General features: G+C 44.5%; 17 protein-coding genes. 6 read left to right on the forward strand and 11 right to left on the reverse strand.

Features of this window, described 5'->3' with window-relative positions:
- Positions 1-102: 102 nt before the first annotated feature.
- The 5 genes from MSG35_RS07905 to ihfA form a co-directional block, all read right to left on the reverse strand.
- On the reverse strand, positions 103-657 hold the full coding sequence (locus tag MSG35_RS07905; RefSeq protein WP_248383614.1) for a cytochrome c: 555 nt from the start codon (positions 655-657) through the stop codon (positions 103-105).
- Entirely contained in the window at positions 654-1,127 is a 474-nt protein-coding gene (locus MSG35_RS07910; protein ID WP_248383615.1) for a cytochrome C, read from the reverse strand. The genes MSG35_RS07905 and MSG35_RS07910 overlap by 4 nt, the downstream gene beginning before the upstream one ends.
- Positions 1,127-2,353: a molybdopterin-dependent oxidoreductase gene (locus MSG35_RS07915; protein WP_050621503.1), complete on the reverse strand. Its 1,227-nt coding sequence runs from the start codon at positions 2,351-2,353 to the stop codon at positions 1,127-1,129. The genes MSG35_RS07910 and MSG35_RS07915 overlap by 1 nt, the downstream gene beginning before the upstream one ends.
- Complete coding sequence (locus MSG35_RS07920; protein WP_248383616.1) at positions 2,350-2,655, reverse strand: c-type cytochrome; 306 nt, start codon at positions 2,653-2,655, stop codon at positions 2,350-2,352. The genes MSG35_RS07915 and MSG35_RS07920 overlap by 4 nt, the downstream gene beginning before the upstream one ends.
- 399 nt (positions 2,656-3,054) lie before the next feature.
- The gene (ihfA, locus tag MSG35_RS07925) at positions 3,055-3,351 is read right to left on the reverse strand and encodes an integration host factor subunit alpha (RefSeq protein ID WP_004734853.1); all 297 of its coding nucleotides are present in this window, start codon (positions 3,349-3,351) and stop codon (positions 3,055-3,057) included.
- Positions 3,352-4,004: 653 nt separating this feature from the next.
- On the opposite strand from ihfA, the gene MSG35_RS07930 reads away from it, so the two are divergent.
- The 4 genes from MSG35_RS07930 (at position 4,005) to MSG35_RS07945 (ending at position 7,567) form a co-directional block, all read left to right on the forward strand.
- The gene (locus MSG35_RS07930; RefSeq protein ID WP_248383617.1) at positions 4,005-4,460 is read left to right on the forward strand and encodes a transcriptional repressor; all 456 of its coding nucleotides are present in this window, start codon (positions 4,005-4,007) and stop codon (positions 4,458-4,460) included.
- A gap of 83 nt (positions 4,461-4,543) precedes the next feature.
- A complete protein-coding gene (locus MSG35_RS07935) occupies positions 4,544-5,914 on the forward strand; it encodes a dihydroorotase (RefSeq protein ID WP_248383618.1) in 1,371 nt (456 codons plus the stop codon).
- 101 nt (positions 5,915-6,015) lie between these two features.
- On the forward strand, positions 6,016-6,576 hold the full coding sequence (locus tag MSG35_RS07940) for a carbonate dehydratase (protein WP_248383619.1): 561 nt from the start codon (positions 6,016-6,018) through the stop codon (positions 6,574-6,576).
- On the forward strand, positions 6,566-7,567 hold the full coding sequence (locus tag MSG35_RS07945) for a GTP-binding protein (RefSeq protein WP_248383620.1): 1,002 nt from the start codon (positions 6,566-6,568) through the stop codon (positions 7,565-7,567). The genes MSG35_RS07940 and MSG35_RS07945 overlap by 11 nt, the downstream gene beginning before the upstream one ends.
- 99 nt (positions 7,568-7,666) lie before the next feature.
- Here MSG35_RS07945 and MSG35_RS07950 read toward each other — a convergent pair whose 3' ends face one another.
- A complete protein-coding gene (locus MSG35_RS07950) occupies positions 7,667-8,539 on the reverse strand; it encodes an aspartoacylase (RefSeq protein ID WP_248383621.1) in 873 nt (290 codons plus the stop codon).
- A 203-nt stretch (positions 8,540-8,742) separates the two neighbouring features.
- Positions 8,743-9,639, reverse strand: coding sequence for an EamA family transporter (locus tag MSG35_RS07955; RefSeq protein WP_248383622.1), 897 nt, complete (start codon positions 9,637-9,639; stop codon positions 8,743-8,745).
- 103 nt (positions 9,640-9,742) lie between these two features.
- Here MSG35_RS07955 and MSG35_RS07960 point away from each other — a divergent pair, with 103 nt between their 5' ends.
- Both MSG35_RS07960 and cqsA read left to right on the forward strand, forming a co-directional pair.
- Entirely contained in the window at positions 9,743-11,125 is a 1,383-nt protein-coding gene (locus tag MSG35_RS07960) for a PLP-dependent aminotransferase family protein (RefSeq protein ID WP_248383623.1), read from the forward strand.
- A gap of 268 nt (positions 11,126-11,393) precedes the next feature.
- On the forward strand, positions 11,394-12,575 hold the full coding sequence (gene cqsA / locus MSG35_RS07965; RefSeq protein ID WP_248383624.1) for an alpha-hydroxyketone-type quorum-sensing autoinducer synthase: 1,182 nt from the start codon (positions 11,394-11,396) through the stop codon (positions 12,573-12,575).
- 150 nt (positions 12,576-12,725) lie between these two features.
- Here the strand turns inward: cqsA and MSG35_RS07970 are convergent, their stop codons facing one another.
- From MSG35_RS07970 to MSG35_RS07985, 4 genes are all read right to left on the reverse strand, one after another.
- The gene (locus MSG35_RS07970) at positions 12,726-14,774 is read right to left on the reverse strand and encodes a hybrid sensor histidine kinase/response regulator (protein ID WP_248383625.1); all 2,049 of its coding nucleotides are present in this window, start codon (positions 14,772-14,774) and stop codon (positions 12,726-12,728) included.
- Between the two features lie 253 nt (positions 14,775-15,027).
- On the reverse strand, positions 15,028-15,843 hold the full coding sequence (locus tag MSG35_RS07975; RefSeq protein WP_122082541.1) for a TauD/TfdA family dioxygenase: 816 nt from the start codon (positions 15,841-15,843) through the stop codon (positions 15,028-15,030).
- Positions 15,844-16,091: 248 nt separating this feature from the next.
- Positions 16,092-16,667 carry an RICIN domain-containing protein gene (locus MSG35_RS07980; protein WP_248383626.1) on the reverse strand — a complete coding sequence of 192 codons (576 nt, stop codon included), beginning with the start codon at positions 16,665-16,667 and terminating at the stop codon, positions 16,092-16,094.
- A 24-nt stretch (positions 16,668-16,691) separates the two neighbouring features.
- On the reverse strand, positions 16,692-17,879 hold the full coding sequence (locus MSG35_RS07985; protein ID WP_248383627.1) for an alpha/beta fold hydrolase: 1,188 nt from the start codon (positions 17,877-17,879) through the stop codon (positions 16,692-16,694).
- Positions 17,880-17,883: the final 4 nt, after the last annotated feature.

Raw genomic sequence — 17,883 nt, forward strand, 5'->3', positions numbered from 1 at the left:
CGCAGCCCTTTCTTTTATCCATCGTTTTACTTATCGTTATCTACTGTTTTGCCCACCGAACCTCGTAGAGACCAACTTAGCCAGTACCCAGAGAAAGCGCACCTACTGGTGATAATACTCTTTAGTGCGATTGTATAAGTCCAATGGCTTCAACGTACCATAGAATGCGGCTACGTCTTGTAGGTCTTCATCTGAAAGGTGTTTGACCACCGACTGCATGTACAGATCTTGGCGTTCATCACTTTTAAAATCACGCAGCTGTTTAAGAATGTACCCAGCTTTCTGACCTTTGATATTCGGATAAGATTGTACGAAGGGAATAATTTTGTCGCCATGACACTGGCTACATAGATTTTGAACCAACTTCTCACCTGACACTAAGCTAGGTATGTAATCTTTGGTGATTACCTTGCTATCGACAAGCGTTTCAACCTCAGATTTAGCTTCCACTTCAAGCTTCGGCGCTGGTTTCGATTCTATTCCTAATGATTCGACTCGCGAGGCAACTTTATCTTCAGTGCTCGGCTGTTCATCAGTACACGCCGACAGCGACAAAACTATTGCTGCAGCGGCTATCGCAATAGCTCTATTTGCAACAGCTCTATTAAAAACAATTCCATTCACAAGAGCGGTCCGTTTTAATCGATTGATGATCATTGGCTCTCTCCCGGCATAGGTGGCATCAAAGCGCTATCAATAGGCTTACGACGATATTTGTTCATATCGATGCCTTTGTCTTGATAGTAGGTACTGAGGTAATCCAATACCGGATCCCAAGTATCAGACAGATCCCACAGCCCTTGAGTGTCGACCATCCACTGAATGGTTTCACGCCATTGCTCTCGATTACCGCTATTCTGAGCAACGATTAAGCTGGTATGGCAGGCGTTACATTGCCCTTTCACGGTCTCCCAACCGGGTGCCATAATCAGCCCCGACGCTTTATCTACGCCATAGTAGTCTTTTGGGTTCTCTGGAATGTCTTCAGCATGAACAAGCATCGACGTTAATAAGCTGCTCACCAATGCCGCTCTCATTATGCCTTTACGGTAACTGCGTTTGCTGACAGGAGTTGAGTCTGTATGAAATGAACGGCCATCAATAGGCTTATTGGAAATAGACAGCATCACGACACTCTTACTGCGATACGGTGGCAACCATTAAACAGATAACCTTTAGGATTCCATTGCGGTTGCACGACTGGCTGGCTATCGCCTTCGCTATCGGTCGCCTTCGCCCAGATCTCATAATAACCTGTCATAGGTAGGTCTAGATCGGCTTCCCATTGTTGCCACGCGCCCTTGTTTACCGGCTTATTCAGCTTTGCATCATGCCAAGTGGTGCCGTAGTCATAACTCACTTGCAGCTTCTCAACCGTTCTTAACCCAGCCCAAGCATGACCACTGACTTTAACCTTCTTACCGAGGGCAAACTCTATCCCACTTTTTGGAGAAGTAATCAGCGACTTCACAATCATCTCTTCAATGATTCGGAAATCTTTGTTATCCACCTTCTCACCCGGAGCGATTGGGTTCTTAGGCACTTGATAAGCAGGAGCCGCCATCTTGTGTCCATCATGAATCTTGTTTCGAATACTGATGCCTGTTGTGCATTTCTGAGAAACAGAAGCCGGTCGACCGCCAAATACCGTTCGTAGCGGATAACCATGGAGATAAGGAATTGGCTCGCCATTCATTTCCCATGCAATCAAGGCGTTATCGTTCATCGCCGCTGCAATAGGAACGCCACGTGAAATTGCCTCACCTTTACCACTCAAGTGCTTATCAAAGCCATGGTTACCGACGTAAACCGCATCATCTTTAATGCCACAGTCTTTAAGCACATCACTCAACAACACACCTGTCCACTGTGAACAATAGACACCAGCATTGTTCCATTGATTGCCTTTAGTGCTCGGATAAAAATTGTTACGGCTGTTACCGCCACACTCCAATACTAGGCTTTGCGTGTGATGTTTAAACTTAGATTTGAGCTCAGCTATCGTGTAGGTTTTACTCTGTTTTACCGATTCACCTTTCACTTCAAAGATCCAAGTATCTGGGTCCATCTCCGTAAAATCTGGCATCAAACCATTCCAACGAACAAAGGGAACATCTGCAGGAGTCACAGCAGGCGCAAGCATACTTTCTGGCGGATACGCATTCAAAGGATTGGTATTTAAAACGGTGTAGTAATCCGGTAGATCTTCTGCTTTTGCCCACGTTAATGCATTGATGTCCAGTGCAGCTAAACCTTCAGGGCGATTCGCAGCAAATACCCACGACACCGGCAATGCAGATACTGCGGTTGCTGAAAGCGCGGCTTTAAGGAACTGTCTTCTATCTAAACTCATTGTGGTGACCCTGTGTTGTTCAGTTGGTAAAAGTAATTAGCTAACTTCTTGATGTCTTCTTCTGACAATAGTTGCGCGACTTTAGACATCGTTTTGTCCTCACGCTTGCCACTTTTAAAGTCAGTCAGTTGCTCAGTAAGGTAGACTTGGTTTTGCCACTTAAGGTTAGGGATAGAGGGAAACGAGGTGTCGCTGTTACTGCCATGACAAGCAATGCACATATTGGCGAGTTGCTGGTACTCAGCTGCCGAAGCGACAGTCGATAAAAAGAGTAACATCAAAGCTAAAGCGGACTTACGCAAAGCTTCTCCTTAGATTTAGATCAACAAAATAGATTAACTGGCTGTTTATTGAGCGCATTACAGCAAATCACTCGGTCGATTTAAATTCAATTAGATTTAACCTCTGTTCAATTTCACTGAACGGATTTAAAAAACCAATAAGATAGACTTAATTCATACTCTCTAGCTGTCCATTTTAAATGTATGGGTAATAACTAAAGTGAGGCGTCGATGTATGGAAATACGTACGATATAGAATGCGCGAGATGCGAGATGCGAGATGCGAGATGCGAGATGCGAGATGCGAGATGCGAGATGCGAGATGCGAGATGCGAGATGATAAAAGACTGAAAGAGAGAAACAACAATAATTGCCAGACTAAAAACAAAAAGACCACGCTAGGCGTGGTCTATTGCTTGGCTACTTCTCGATTTTAATATTTTCAACTCGGGCCTTTAGTTTTTGTCCCGGTCTGAAAGTAACAACACGTCGAGCAGAAATTGGAATGTCTTCACCAGTTTTCGGGTTACGACCAGGTCGCTCGTTTTTCTCGCGAAGATCAAAATTACCAAAACCAGACAGTTTTACCTGTTCGCCATTTTCGAGTGCTTTACGAACTTCTTCGAAAAACACTTCAACCGTTTCCTTGGCATCCCGCTTGCTGTATCCGAGTGTCTCAAACAGGTTCTCAGCCAAATCGGCCTTAGTGAGTGCCATAAAACTTTCCTCAAAGCTATGTTAAACATTGCTACTATCGTGAGTAGCGCCAAAGCATTTACCCTATTCAATCAATGAGATAAGGTCATTTACAAGGAAAGTGTATGCCAAGCTTCTGATTTTCGCCAACTTTTTTATCTTAACTATTTAATTATTCTTTCAAATCAGAAAGATAACTCGCTTCAAAATTCACATATATAGCTAAAAACCATCTATTCAACAGCTACCAAATGGAGTTATATCCCATGCAAATAACATTTAGTAGAATTTAAAACTTTAGCGATCTAAATAATAATTTTTGAGACTTTTCTCCGATACCCAATAAAATCAGCCACTTGATTTGATATGGGACTCAACAGAGGTTACTAAATAAGCGTTATTAAATATGAGATTTGTATCATTTCAGAATTTAATTCGAATTCACTTATAACAACCCACTCTCTTTTGGGGTTTTAATCAGTAATCCAATCATTATAAGAAAGCTTCTTTGGCACAACATGCAAAATGATGGGCAATAAACGGCTATTATTCATCTACAAAGTAAGCCTGAAAAGAGAGATCCCACCTAAGAGGTTGTTTAAGTAAAAGTTCGTTTCTTATAGTCAGTTGTTATGTTATAACATATCTACATTATCACTAATTTTGTGGATTGAATGAGAGACATCGAAGCGATCATCGAGCACGTAAAACAAGGCTGTAAAACAAACGGAAAACAGTTTACCGCTAAAAGACTGTTGATACTGCGTGCACTGGTTCATGCCGACAAAGCGCTGTCTGCGTATGAAATCGTTGAATATTGTAAGGAACACTTTGATCAACACGTTCAAGCGATGTCGGTTTATCGAGTGTTGGAGTTTCTTGAAGAGCAGCACTTAGCGCACAAACTGCAAGTCTCTAATAAGTACATACTTTGCGACCATATCCTTTGCGATCATGAGCACGGCATCCCGCAGTTTTTGATTTGCTCTAAGTGCAACAAAATCAGCGAGCAAACCATCGCCCCTTCCATCATTCGCGATCTTCAATCTCACGCAAAGCAAGAAGGCTTTACTGTAACAAGCCCCCAGTTAGAGGTTAGCTGCGTATGTGATGAATGCGTCGATACATAAGCTCTAAGAAGCATAGCCGTAACGCTACTTTATTAAACACTCCCCCAGCATTAGCACTAATCAAAAAGGAAGAATGAACCGCTATGTCTGCAACACTCATCAAGAATGCCCGCTTGGTCAATGAAGGCATCATTGCCGAATCGGATCTATTGATCATTAACCAGCGAATAGAAAGAATTGCCAACAACATTGAACCAAAACCAGACGATGAGATTATTGACGCTCAAGGGTGCTATCTCCTTCCAGGGATGATTGACGACCAAGTCCATTTTCGCGAACCCGGCCTCACTCACAAAGGCTCAATCGCCACCGAATCACGAGCTGCAGTTGCTGGCGGCATTACGAGTTATATGGAAATGCCGAACGTAAACCCGGCGACCACCACCATTGAAGCATTAGAACGAAAGTTTGATATTGCAGCACAAAGCTCACTGGCAAATTATTCATTTTACCTTGGTGCGACCGAAGACAACCTTGAACAAATCAAACAACTCGACCCTAAGAATCATTGTGGGGTGAAGGTGTTTATGGGCGCTTCCACTGGCAACCTATTGGTCGAAGATCCTCAAGCGCTAGATGCTATATTCCGCGACTCTCCCGTCCTTATCGTTACCCATTGTGAAAGCGGCCCTGTCATTGCCCAAAACCAAGAGAAACTGAGACAAGAGAAAGCCGAATTCACGATTGAAGACCACCCTACTCTGCGAGACGCCAATGCTTGCTACACCTCTTCGTCATACGCAGTAGAGCTAGCCAAAAAGCACAACAGTCAACTTCATGTACTGCACATCACGACTGAGAAAGAACTCGCACTGTTCGAAGCAGGCCCAATTCAAAACAAGCACATTACGGCTGAAGCTTGTGTCCACCACCTTTGGTTTAGCAACCAAGACTACACAACGTTGGGCAATCAGATTAAGTGTAACCCTGCCATCAAATACCCGAGTGATCGTAACGCGCTATTAGCGGCTTTGAATTCGGGAAAAATCGACATTATTGCGACGGATCACGCACCTCATACATGGGAAGAAAAACAGGTTCCCTATGAACAAGCACCCGCCGGTTTACCTTTAGTCCAGCATGCCTTATTGACCCTGTTTGACCATGTGAAATCAGGAAGAATGACAATGACTCAGGTTGTAGAGAAAACGTCTCACAACCCAGCACTGCGCTATGCAATTCGTGACCGAGGCTTTATTCGCGAAGGTTACTACGCCGATTTAGTTTTGGTTGACTCGCAAGCACCAACCTTAGTCAGCGATGAAAACAGCTTATACCAATGTGTATGGTCACCATTTTCAGGGCATGAGTTCTCCGCTCAGATAAAGTACACATGGGTAAATGGAGCCCGAGTGTATAGCCATCCTGAGGCACTCGCAGATCAAAAGACTCAAGACAACGACAAACAAAGCACTCAGCCAACTCCGGCAATGAGGCTCTCTTTTGAACGTTAGAGCCTCGACTAAGAAACAGACCACCATCTAAACAACGGAATAAATCGCTGCCCACTTGTAAAGGTAGGCCTAGCGGCACTAAAAAAATAAAAGAGCTCAATATGTTAAGAAGAAACCCTAGCGGCCATATGCCGAACGTGTCGGAAACCGCCTTCATTGACCCGACCGCTATCATCTGTGGGAAAGTCATCATTGAAGATAACGTGTTTATCGGCCCCTACGCCGTCATTCGTGCCGACGAGGTTAACGAACAAGGTGACATGGAAGCAATCGTGATTAAGCGCGATACCAATATTCAAGATGGTGTCGTCATACACTCAAAAGCAGGAGCAGCGGTTACCATTGGAGAACGCTCTTCTATCGCTCACCGCTCTATCATTCATGGGCCATGTGAAGTTTGTGACGATGTCTTTATTGGCTTCAACTCGGTGGTATTCAATGCTGTGATTGGCAAAGGTTGCGTCATTCGCCACAACTGTGTGGTAGATGGCCTCGATTTACCGCAAAACTTCCATGTTCCACCAATGACCAATATAGGCTCAGGGTTTGACTTAAATAGCATCTCCAAAGTACCGCCTGAATACTCCGCATTTTCAGAGTCTGTGGTATCAGCCAACCACACCCTAGTTCAAGGCTATAGGAGAATTGCCAATGAGCTCTGATAAGTCACCGATGTTAGGCATTCCAACCAACATTATTACTGGGTTCCTTGGAGTGGGAAAAACCTCTGCGATTCTCAACCTGATGAAGAACAAACCAGAAAATGAACGCTGGGCTGTGCTAGTGAATGAGTTTGGAGAAATCGGCGTTGATGGTAGCTTAATTCAAGGTAACCAGAACACACAACAAGTGTTCATTCGTGAAGTACCCGGTGGTTGCATGTGTTGTGCGGCAGGTTTACCGATGCAAATCGCGCTCAATCAACTGCTTACCGAAGCCAAACCCGATCGCTTGTTAATCGAACCAACAGGGCTTGGTCACCCTAAAGAAGTGCTGCAAGTTTTGTCCTCTGAACATTACCGTAAAGTACTATCACTGCAGAAAAACGTTACCTTAGTCGATGCACGGAAGCTTTCTGATTCTCGCTATGCAGATCACGATACCTTCAATCAGCAAATCACCATTGCCGATACCGTAGTTGGTAACAAAGTCGACCTATACCAAGATGGCGACGCAGAGAAACTGGCTGAATACGTGACTGAAATTTGTCACCCGAATACCAAGCTAGTCTTCGCTCACCATGGAAAAATCCCTTTTGAAGAGTTCGAAGGAGATACAAACTTCTTTGGCCAACAAGCGCACCACCATCATCATCACCAGCAAAAAAAGCCGCTCGCTTCAGAATTACCGATGCCAGAAAGCGGCATGATCAAAGCGACTAACCAAGGTGAAGGTTTTGAAAGCGTTGGTTGGCGATTCTCTGCAGAGAAACTGTTTGACCACCAGCGTTTGAGACACTTTTTAGTTGGATTGAAAGCTGAGCGGATGAAAGCGGTATTCATAACTCAAAGTGGTATTTTCGGGTACAACTTAACAGAGGATGGCTTGGCGGAATCAGAACTCGATGAGTGTATCGAAACCAGAATAGAAGTGATCGGTCTAGAAATAGACGACGATCTTGAGAGCCAGTTACTTGAGTGCATGATCGCTTAAGTCATAGAAAGAAATAAGCCCACTAACCTTGTATACCAAAGCTAGTGGGCTTATTTGCTTGTTATGGATTAGCAGTCTTATCAACTCCTAGAAAAATTCTTAGCCTACAGAAACTAGACGCTTCTCTGCCAAGGCCATCGCAATGTTCGCCTTAGCGTAGGCGCTCTCATTAATGAAATGTGGATAGATATCTTGTTCGCGCTCCCAATAGATATCATAACCAAAGAAAGTCGCTAGCAACGGCTCACCTTGCTTCACGGCTTCGAAATCTCTGCCACAAATCGCTGGGTGTACCGTAGCGACTCGCATACCATCTGGACCAAGTGGCACATTCACTTCCTCAACATAGAAAAAAGCACTGTAGTCTTGTAACGCTTTAACTTGGTTAAGGTTATGGTTCTCAACGTAATCAAGAACCAAGGTCAGCATCTGCTTCATCAGTTTGAGAGTGTCGAACTTGAGTGACCCATGCGCTTGAGCCCCTACTTCAATCATGACGCCGCGATCACCTGCCGTGCACAGGTATGGCTGCTCATCCCACGGTTTTCTGTCTTCAAAGAGAATATTGGCTTCCGGCATACGTTGCTTCACATACGCGCCCATTTTTTGGTAGAAAGCATCATTTGACAGCAAGATTAATGTCGCCCCCATATTGCTGGTCGTGTTGTGTAAATCAACGATCAATTGTTGCTCTCGATTTGCATACCTTTCGGCAAACTGACGCGCGACCGCCTGTTCAGCGAAGTCAGATCCGCTTTCTTCATCACCCACAGCAAACTGACGGTTTAGGTCTGTATCTAGGTATCGCACATTCTGTTCTACCGCTTTCGGGTTTGCGATAACAGAAGTCGCAGCGAACGTCGAACGATCAGCCCCATACATGCCCTCTTTGATCAGCTTGTTTAGGTAAATACCTGAGAGCTCATTGCCGTGTGTTCCCGCAACCAGCAAGACTTGTTTAATTTTATCCATGATATCGATGTCCAAATGTCGAGTAATCTAGTCATTCACAATTGATACGATATAACATAACAATTACTGGCAAATTTCTCCAGATAACTTGACCGCCTTCCATAAGATAACTTTAATCAAATTAGATACATAGAATAAGACCTCACAAGTGCGAGGTCTTATTTGTCATTCAAAGCTGGTCATGCAATATCAGTTTTCTTCAATCACTTTTGTTCAGCAAATGTTTGTGTCGCTTTGGTATTCGTTGTATTCGCAGGTTTCACAATCAAACCAATCCCGACAAGAAACAGTATTGATGCAACAACCTGAGCGACAGACAGCACCTCGTCATACATAAAGTAACCACTGATCAATGCAAAGATAGGCACTAACAAGGTTAACGGCGCGGTCGTACTTAACGGGTATTGGATTAGCAGCTTATTCCATACCCAATAACCAAATAGCGTGGTTGGGTAAGCTTGAAACAGCACCGCAATCGTCGTGTTCCAATCCCATTGTTCGATGCCCTGCCAGATTATTTGGTCACCGTGTAACATCACTGCAAATAACACTAATGGCACCGGAGCAAACAGCATCCCCCAGACATTGAACGCAAAAGCTTGAGTGGTTTTCGATGCCTTAACAATCACGCCCATCAAGGTCCAACTGCACGCCGAAATCATAATCAAGATCACGCCATTAACGGTGACATTACCCGTAGCTGCAGATACCAATACCGCCAACGCACACATAGCTAGCATCGCACCCAATAATTTACGAATAGAAGCACTCTCCTTGAACACCCACACGCCAACCGCCATGCCGATTAATACGTTGGTTGAAAGCAAGACCGATGAAAGCCCCGAAGACAAACCCGCAGTAATCGACCATGAAGCCATACCCCAAATTCCCACACCGAACACAAAGCCATAACTGACTAAGTAGCGCCAAGCAACATTAGGTCTCGCCACGAAAAATATCACCGGAATCACCGCTAGCGAAAAACGCGCAGCAGTGGCTAATAATGGATGAACGTTGGTCACACCCATCTTGATCATCGAGAAATTGAACCCCCAAATCGCCATGACGAATACCGCTAACAACAAATCATTTCTTTTCATACTGACCCCTCCTTTGTTTCGAATGAGTATCCCTTGAACAATAAAACCAGTACAGATACAATTTTTATAATAAAAACCAGTACAGTTAATAACGGTCGTGACAATGAGTATCTACAGAAAGCTAGCCAATCAGTTTATCGATGAGATAGAAACCGGCAAAAGACCGGAAGGCGGACGCATGCCTTCGCTACGTCAATTGGCCAAGCAACAAGCCATCAGCATGTCGACCGTGGTGAGCTGTTACCAAGAGCTGGAATCACAAGGCTGGATACATTCTCGACCGCAAGCGGGGTATTTTGTCTCGCCTCACAAGCCGTCTCACTCAACGCCTGAGTGGGCACAGTTTGAGAGTAAGGTGTCGAGCGTTAAGCAAACGTCATCGACTCACAACTCAATCAACGGGCCGTTAGGGGTTTCGAGCACCACCAATGATGAGCAGTCGATCGTTGAATTGGAACGAAGTTTTCGTCGCGCTATTAAACGGATGGGCAGCAGGCTCAACCACTACCCAGATACACAAGGTGAGCCGATGTTGCGACAGGCATTATCCGCTCACTTTGCCAAGATCGATGTCCATTTTTCACCTGAAGAGATGGTTATCACCGCTGGCTGTATGTCAGCGATTAAGGCCGCTCTTGAATCGTGTACCAAAGAAGGCGACACCATTGCGATTAGCTCTCCTTGTTTCAATGGCATTCTGGAGTTGCTAGGAAAGATGTCACGCCAGATCATAGAAATCCCATCGCTCGATGATGGTGTCGACTTGCAACAACTGGAAGCGCATTTGAAGAACAAGCGAGTCGATGCCGCGATCTTTTGTACTTCTCATATGAACCCTCAGGGGATCAATATGTCGGCTGGTCAAAAACAAAGGCTTGCCGAATTAGCGAATCAATATCGAGTGCCGATCATTGAGGATGATGTGTATCTTGAACTGTCCTACTCCTCACACACACCACTCCCCGCGAAATACTATGACAAAGGCGGCTATGTCTTATGGTGTGGTTCGGTATCGAAAAGCTTGTCACCGAGTTACCGTTTGGGATGGTGCTTGCCGGGCAGGTTTATCAATGAATATAAGGCTCAGTTCTCTGCTGCAAGCTACGGCGTTGCCCTGCCCACTCAGCTTGCGGTTGCTGACTTTATTGAATCTGGCCAATACGCTAAACACGTGAGAAGAAGATGCTCTCAGATCTTGTCTTTGCGCCAACAATACCTAAGTTATTTGTCTCAGCACCTTCCTCAAGATGTGAAGATAAGTAACCCACAAGGTGGCATGGTGCTTTGGCTGCAAATCCCAAACTTGAACCAGTCAACCTTTGCTCAGGCAGTTGCCGAGCAGAACATTGATATTAGGCTTGGACACCTATTCAGCACTCTCGACCTTTACAGCAACTGCTTACGCATCAATATTGGGTATTCGTTAGAGGGTGAAACTAAGCAGCAATTGGATGCCTTAATTGAGCTTATCCACATTCACAGCTAACAGCCGTAGCCTTTCAAAATCAGCTTTTTTAAAAGCCTTTCGATCGTCGAATTTTAATAGCCTTTTGTCATAAAAAAGAAGGCTATTATTCCTATCTTGATTCGGTTAAAGCCCCGAACCGTAAGGAAATCCACTCGCCTCAAAACCCTTAAATGCTGAGTTTGCAAGCACCCACAAATTTATGCAACTTGGTTAATGACACATCACTTTTTATCGTCAATATACAGCCGTCAGCGCTGGCGTTTTCCTGTATTTGAAGAGAACTATTATGAGTGATAAAACAAAAAACAAACCACTACCTTCCTTTATCGAAGAACGCTTGAACTTCTATATTCAAGACCTGATTACCCAGAACCAAAGCCAAAAGCATTTGGTATTGGGTAAACGCCCCCAGCGCAGTGCCGTTGTGATGCAGAGCAATGATTACCTAGCGCTGTCACACAACAAACAGATCCAACAAGCCCATCAAGCGGCGATCTGTGAGCACGACGACAACGTGGTGATGTCTGCCATTTTCTTACAAGATGAGCAGTCTAAACCTGCGTTCGAAACTGAGCTTGCGAACTATGTTGGAATGGAGAGCTGTTTGCTTTCTCAATCGGGCTGGGCGGCCAATATTGGGCTATTGCAAACCATCTGCCCACCGGGGACACCTGTGTATATTGATTTCCTTGCACACATGTCGCTTTGGGAAGGAATCCGCGCTGCCGGCGCAGTTGCCCATCCGTTCATGCATAACAATATGAATCACCTACGCAAACAGTTAGAGCGCCACGGCTCAGGTGTCATTGTTGTCGACTCGGTTTACAGCACAATCGGCACCATTGCCCCACTGCGCGACATCTACGAAATGGCGCAAGAGTTTGATTGTGCGGTCGTCGTTGATGAATCCCATTCACTGGGTACACATGGAGAAAATGGTGCAGGCTTAGTCCAAGCGTTAGGCCTCACCAACCAAGTCGACTTCATCACCGTTAGCTTGGCAAAAACCTTTGCTTACCGCGCTGGGGCAATCCTTGGCCCTAAACAACTGTCTAGAACCTTGCCGTTTGTGGCGTACCCTGCGATTTTTAGCTCGACAGTGTTACCACAAGAAGTGGTTCGTTTAGAAAAAACGTTAGAGGTGATCAAAGGTGCGGAAGACAAACGAGAAGCCTTATTCAATCGGGCCAAGTCGCTGACTACGGGGCTAAAGCGAATTGGCTTTAACATCCGCAGTGAGTCTCAAATTGTAGCGCTAGAGTGCGGCAATGAAAGAAACACTGAACGTGTGCGTGACTTCCTAGAACAGCGCGATGTGTTCGGTGCGGTATTCTGCCGCCCTGCGACTGGCAAGAACAAAAACATCATCCGTTTTTCAGTGAATGCCGACATGACGCCAAGAGACATTGACCATGTGCTCACGGTTTGTCACGAGGCGTACAATCACCCCGAGTTAGAGTTCGTGTAACCTTGTTCGAACCATATTTATAACTAACACCAACGGCAGGACTGAATGGACGCTATCATGTCGCAATACAAAAAGAGCCCAGCAATTCGCTGAGCTCTTTCTTGAATCTATGTCTACCCAATTCCCGTGAACTTCAGACTATTACATCCATTAAATCCAGTGAGCAATTTTATCGAATAGTCGGTTTTTGTCGGCCGGTTTAACAATAAAGTCCGACATGCCTGACGATTCCATCTTTTCCAAGGTAACGGGAGAACTGTCACCCGTGTGAGCAATAATCGGCACCGAAGAGTATTCTTTGTCGGCACTTCGAATTCGGCGAGAAGCTTCAACACCGTCCATGATTGGCATTTCAATATCCATTAGGATCAAGTCGATGTCGTCGGTATCAAGCGCATCTAAGGCTTGTTGTCCGTCTTCTTTCTGCACAACATCAAAGCCCTGTTTTTCCAATAACATTGCCGTAAATCGGCGTAGAGATTCATTGTCATCGACCACCATAATCGTACGTTTAGTGGTGGCCTCTAGCGGTTTTACAGCAACCGATGTCATCACGTAGTTGGAGTCAAACAGTAAACGGTCAATGGTCGCTTTAGTATTCAGTAGCCAGACTTGTGTTTCCACCCAAATAGGCTCGAAAGAGATGTTACGTACATGCTTGATAGGATGACGCTCATACAAGTAAATGATTCGCGCCTCAGTAAACGAAAGTAACGATTCAATCCTATCGAGGCAATTGGCTCTTAAATCCAAGCTCTCCATATCAACAAAGATCAGATCGAATTCGAACTGATACTCCTTGTTCTTAAGCGCAGATGCGACATCTAAGACGGCAAGTTCAAAGCCCATAAAACGCGATATCTCGGTCATTTTACTGGTCAGAATCTTCTGGTCGCTCACCATTAATACGGTCTTCAGCTTAGTGAGCTCACTCTTGATCTCTTTCACTGTATTTGAAGCCAAAGATGGGAACGTCATCGTAAACTGCGTCCATTGTTCCACTTCAGACTGGCATTTAATCTCACCACCAAACGAACGCATCACCTTCTTACAAAATGGTAAACCCAGCCCGTAATTACCCGACTGGCCTGTGGTGTAAAAATCTTGGAAAATACGACGAATGATATCGCTCGAAATACCAGACCCGTTATCCGTCACCATAATTTGGTTCGTCACTTCATCACTGAACATGGTGACATGAATATGAAAATCTTCAGGGCTACGATGATGGAACGCATTCTTGAACAGATTATACATGACGTATTTCAACAAGGTGTCGCTACCCAAGAACTCAAAGTTACTCTGCACATCCAAGGAGATTGCTGACTTATCAGCAGAGCGCTTGTAATTGAAACTGTCTATCGCATCTTCAACCACCGCTTGCGCTGAATGCTTCTTAAACGTAGATCGAGAGACTCGGTTTTCATCAATTGAAGTCAGTAACAGATCTATCGTTTCGTTGCCGGAATGAATGATCTCCATCGCTTCATCGCCCACTTCACGCAACTGAATCACTTCTTCATTGCTTAACGCATATTGCCCTTTTTGATCGCCACTTTTAGGGTTAGGCAATATAGACTGCATAACATCAATAGAGGTAAGTAATCCGCTTAGAGGGTTTCGCATCTCGTGGGCAATACCCGCACCAAAAGACTTCGCCAATGACACCTTGTTTTCATGTTCCACCTGATTGCGGAAGTAGAACAAGTTGCCGAATAAGTAGATAAACAAAAAGATTGGCACATGCGTCCAATCCATTGTGAGTTCGAGGTAGAAGCCTTGTGCAATCCAAGCACACAACGTAGCAATCCCAATACCGGCAAAGGTTTGTGCAAACATCACTCTCGTCACGTGCACCAATAAAATATGGAGGAAAATAGCCGACATGAATGACATAACCCAAACGTTGGACCAATTATTCATTAGCAGCATGTAGAAGAAGAAACCTGGCAAACAGATAGTTACAGCAACTTGATAATAAGCCGGAAGGTATTTTCGCCATTCAAATGGGACGCGATTGCGAAATATAATGCCAAAGAACAATACCGAGCAAAACAGGCGGAGTGCCAAGTTTTCGTAGGGTTGCGGAAACAAAAACTCCCACACAATGTAGTAAATTGGAAAACCGACAAAGCCCATCCAACCCACGAGGGTTAGATTCGGTTCTGCGTACTGGTAAACTTTACGAATCGCGTTCATACGAAATACTTTGTTCTCTAAGCCATGACGTTTATTAATTCTATGATTTGGTTTTTATACTTATATTTTGGCGCCGATTATATTACACATCACGTCCGAGCAGTGGGGTTTCAATCAAAGAACCAACAGATTTGTTTTTATTATTAAGCTTAGATGAATAAAGTCTCAGTTTTATACTTTAATTCAGACACTAAACCTGAGTTCCTGAGACTTGTCCGCTAGCGCCTACACCAATTACCCCTCTTACTTACTGTTATGTCACTGTTACTCGATGCATTTTTCTTGGAGTATCGCCGTAATCTATCACTGCGTAATGTTGCGTTACCCTGTTATCCCAGATCGCCATTGAGCCGTTGTCCCATTTGAAACGAACTTGAAACTCAGGGCGTCTCGCAATTTCAAACAGTTGGCTGAGTAAAACATCACTCTCTTTGCGGTCGAGCTCATTGATATAACGCGTAAACTGTTCATTGATATACAGCGTTTCTTTACCCGTTTCAGGATGAACTTGAACAACAGAGTGAACCACTGGCGGATTCTCCTGTGCTGTTTTGATTAAGGATTTGTGCCAATCGAGCTCAATGTCTTCTGACTCTATACCTTCAAAGGCCACCAGCGAATGAGTCGCCGATAAGCCTCTCAACTTAGCTTTCATATCTTCATTTAGAGATTCAAAAACCGCCGTCATAGAACACCAGATCGTGTCACCACCGACGCTTGGAATGTGTTGAGCATGCAACAGGGAAGCTTTCGACGGCAAGCTGCGCCACGTTAAGTCGGTATGCCAATAACTTTCCATTGGCGCATTGCCTAGGGTTGTTTCAATCACACTCACCTGAGGCGCACTTTCCACGCGAGGGAAGAAAGGATGTGCAGGTTCTAACGTTCCAAAGCGTTCTGCAATCATCAAGTGTTGTTCTGGAGACAAAGTCTGCCCGTCGAGAAAGATCACTTGATGGGTTAGAAGCGCCTGATACACCTTATCGAGTTCATCAGCACTGCATGTAGAAAGCTCTAATTCGTGGATGCGAGCTCCGATGTGAGGAGTAATGGGTTCTATTTTCAACATACTTTCGCTTATTGGTGATGTGACATTTCAGAGTCAATTTGGATACTGACTAGTAAACCGGACAAATACGCCATTTCTTTCAATCCTACTCGCTATAAAAGCAAAAAGCAGTTTTCCGATTAATATCAATGATCTTGTCTCGCCTAAAACATTAAAGCCTCAGTCTTCAAGCTGTTGAGAACAGCGTCAATACTGAGGCTTTGAGTTCGTTTAATTTCTATCTTTTAGCTGCTTACTTAAGATATCGACTAACGAGTCGTTGGTTTAACCATTTGCCATTGAGATAACGCTTTGTCGGCAACATTGCACTCCTGCATATACAAGCTTCTCCATCGGTGCGCCGCACTGTAGGTCACTTTAGATACATCGCCTGCAGTAATACAAAGGTTAGAACCCACCAACTGCACCTGCTTATCCTCTGTAAACTCAAACGTTTGGAACTGAGTAGCTTTCAAAAACGGTTCGTCAACATTGCAGCGTTTTAGCATCAATGCGTTGTAAGGTAGCGAATTATTATTTACACCCATAACCGTGACACATGCCTCGTAAGCGGGAAAGAACAGTGTTCCATCATCTCTATAGGTCACCGCCTCATCAGCGTACAAGCCTTCTTTACAATTGTGCGTCAATAACGGCAAATCGAATCTTACATAGTCACCACTTCCAGCAGCATCAATACAATAGCCGTCTTCCCTGTCTAACAGATCAACCAACTTTAAGTGTGAGCCCGTTTCCTTCCAATCTGCGGTTGCTGGGCCAGCAAACAACAGCGATAGCAACGATATCAGCCCCAATGGTAATACAGGGTATGGTTTTTGATACATTTTAGTGTCCTTCTAATATCGACTCTACAGGGAAGTGATAGATTTGGCGTAATCCAACATTTCGTCAAAATATGGATTGTAGGTTAGCCTCGCATGAACTTTCCCTTCTTCCTTATATCCCCAAGCGGAATACCACGGTTCATCACTATTTAAACAAGCTTCATAATCAAGAGGATCGGTGCTGTTATGGCACATTTGGAATTTACCATTAGCGCCATAATAGAAATTGTCTTCACGGTATAACAAACTCATGTGAGAGAAGTTACTGATGCGTTTTGACGGCACACGACTGTCGAAATGGACAACGCGTTTATCTAGCGTATCTGGTTTATCTCCAAACCAAATAAATCGGCTGTTTGTATTGGTAAACTGCGTTTCAAACTGTTTAAGGACTTCAGTCACATTAACGACACTGTCATCTTGAGTGACGGCTAAAAATGCGGGCCTGTCGAATGGTTTTCTTTCTAGAGATTTTTGAACCTCGTAGCTAGACCAGTAATACTGCGCAAAACCATTCAAAGGTACGCTATTGTATTTCATTAGATTGTTGTGATTTTGCGGATCGCCTTGGAACACCCAATCCACAAATAGGGCGCCAGCAGGCGCAAGGAAATCAATATCACTGTCAGATTTAAAAGCAGGAGAAAACAGATACAGAGCCTCTATGCTTGAATTGCTATTTGCATAATCCGTGACCAAATTCGCACCAGTAGAGAACCCAGCTAAAGACACATCAAATCCCTCTTCCTGCATAATCTCGACTTGATTCTTAACCGTCTTTTCCCAATCAGATATACTTATCGGCACTAAATCGGCGGGACGACTACTATGTCCAGGAAGCAATACACTGCGCACCAAGTAACCTTCATCAGCGAACTCTTGGGCAACATCAACAAAAGACCAAGGAGAGTCGCCCAAGCCATGCACAAAAATAATGCCCTTTCTGAGCGGGTTCGCTTGGTTTGGTGAGATTTGAAAAGGTGTATTATAAGAAAGCTCCGCTGCATGATCGTCTTGCAAAAACACTCGATTCTCTTCCAGCCAAGTCTGAACGGTTTGTTGATACTCTAGAAACGAGTCAAACTGTTGCACTGGAAACGCACTAGTAGACGTGTCATAGAGTGGGTGATCATACTCCTGCTCGCTGCTAATACAGCCAATCAGCAATAAAGCACACACAATTAAAATAAGAGGCTTAAACCTAAATTTCATAAAA

Origin of the sequence: Vibrio sp. 1CM23M (assembly GCF_023161755.1) — a bacterium.
In the GTDB taxonomy this organism is placed as follows: Bacteria; Pseudomonadota; Gammaproteobacteria; order Enterobacterales; family Vibrionaceae; genus Vibrio; species Vibrio coralliirubri.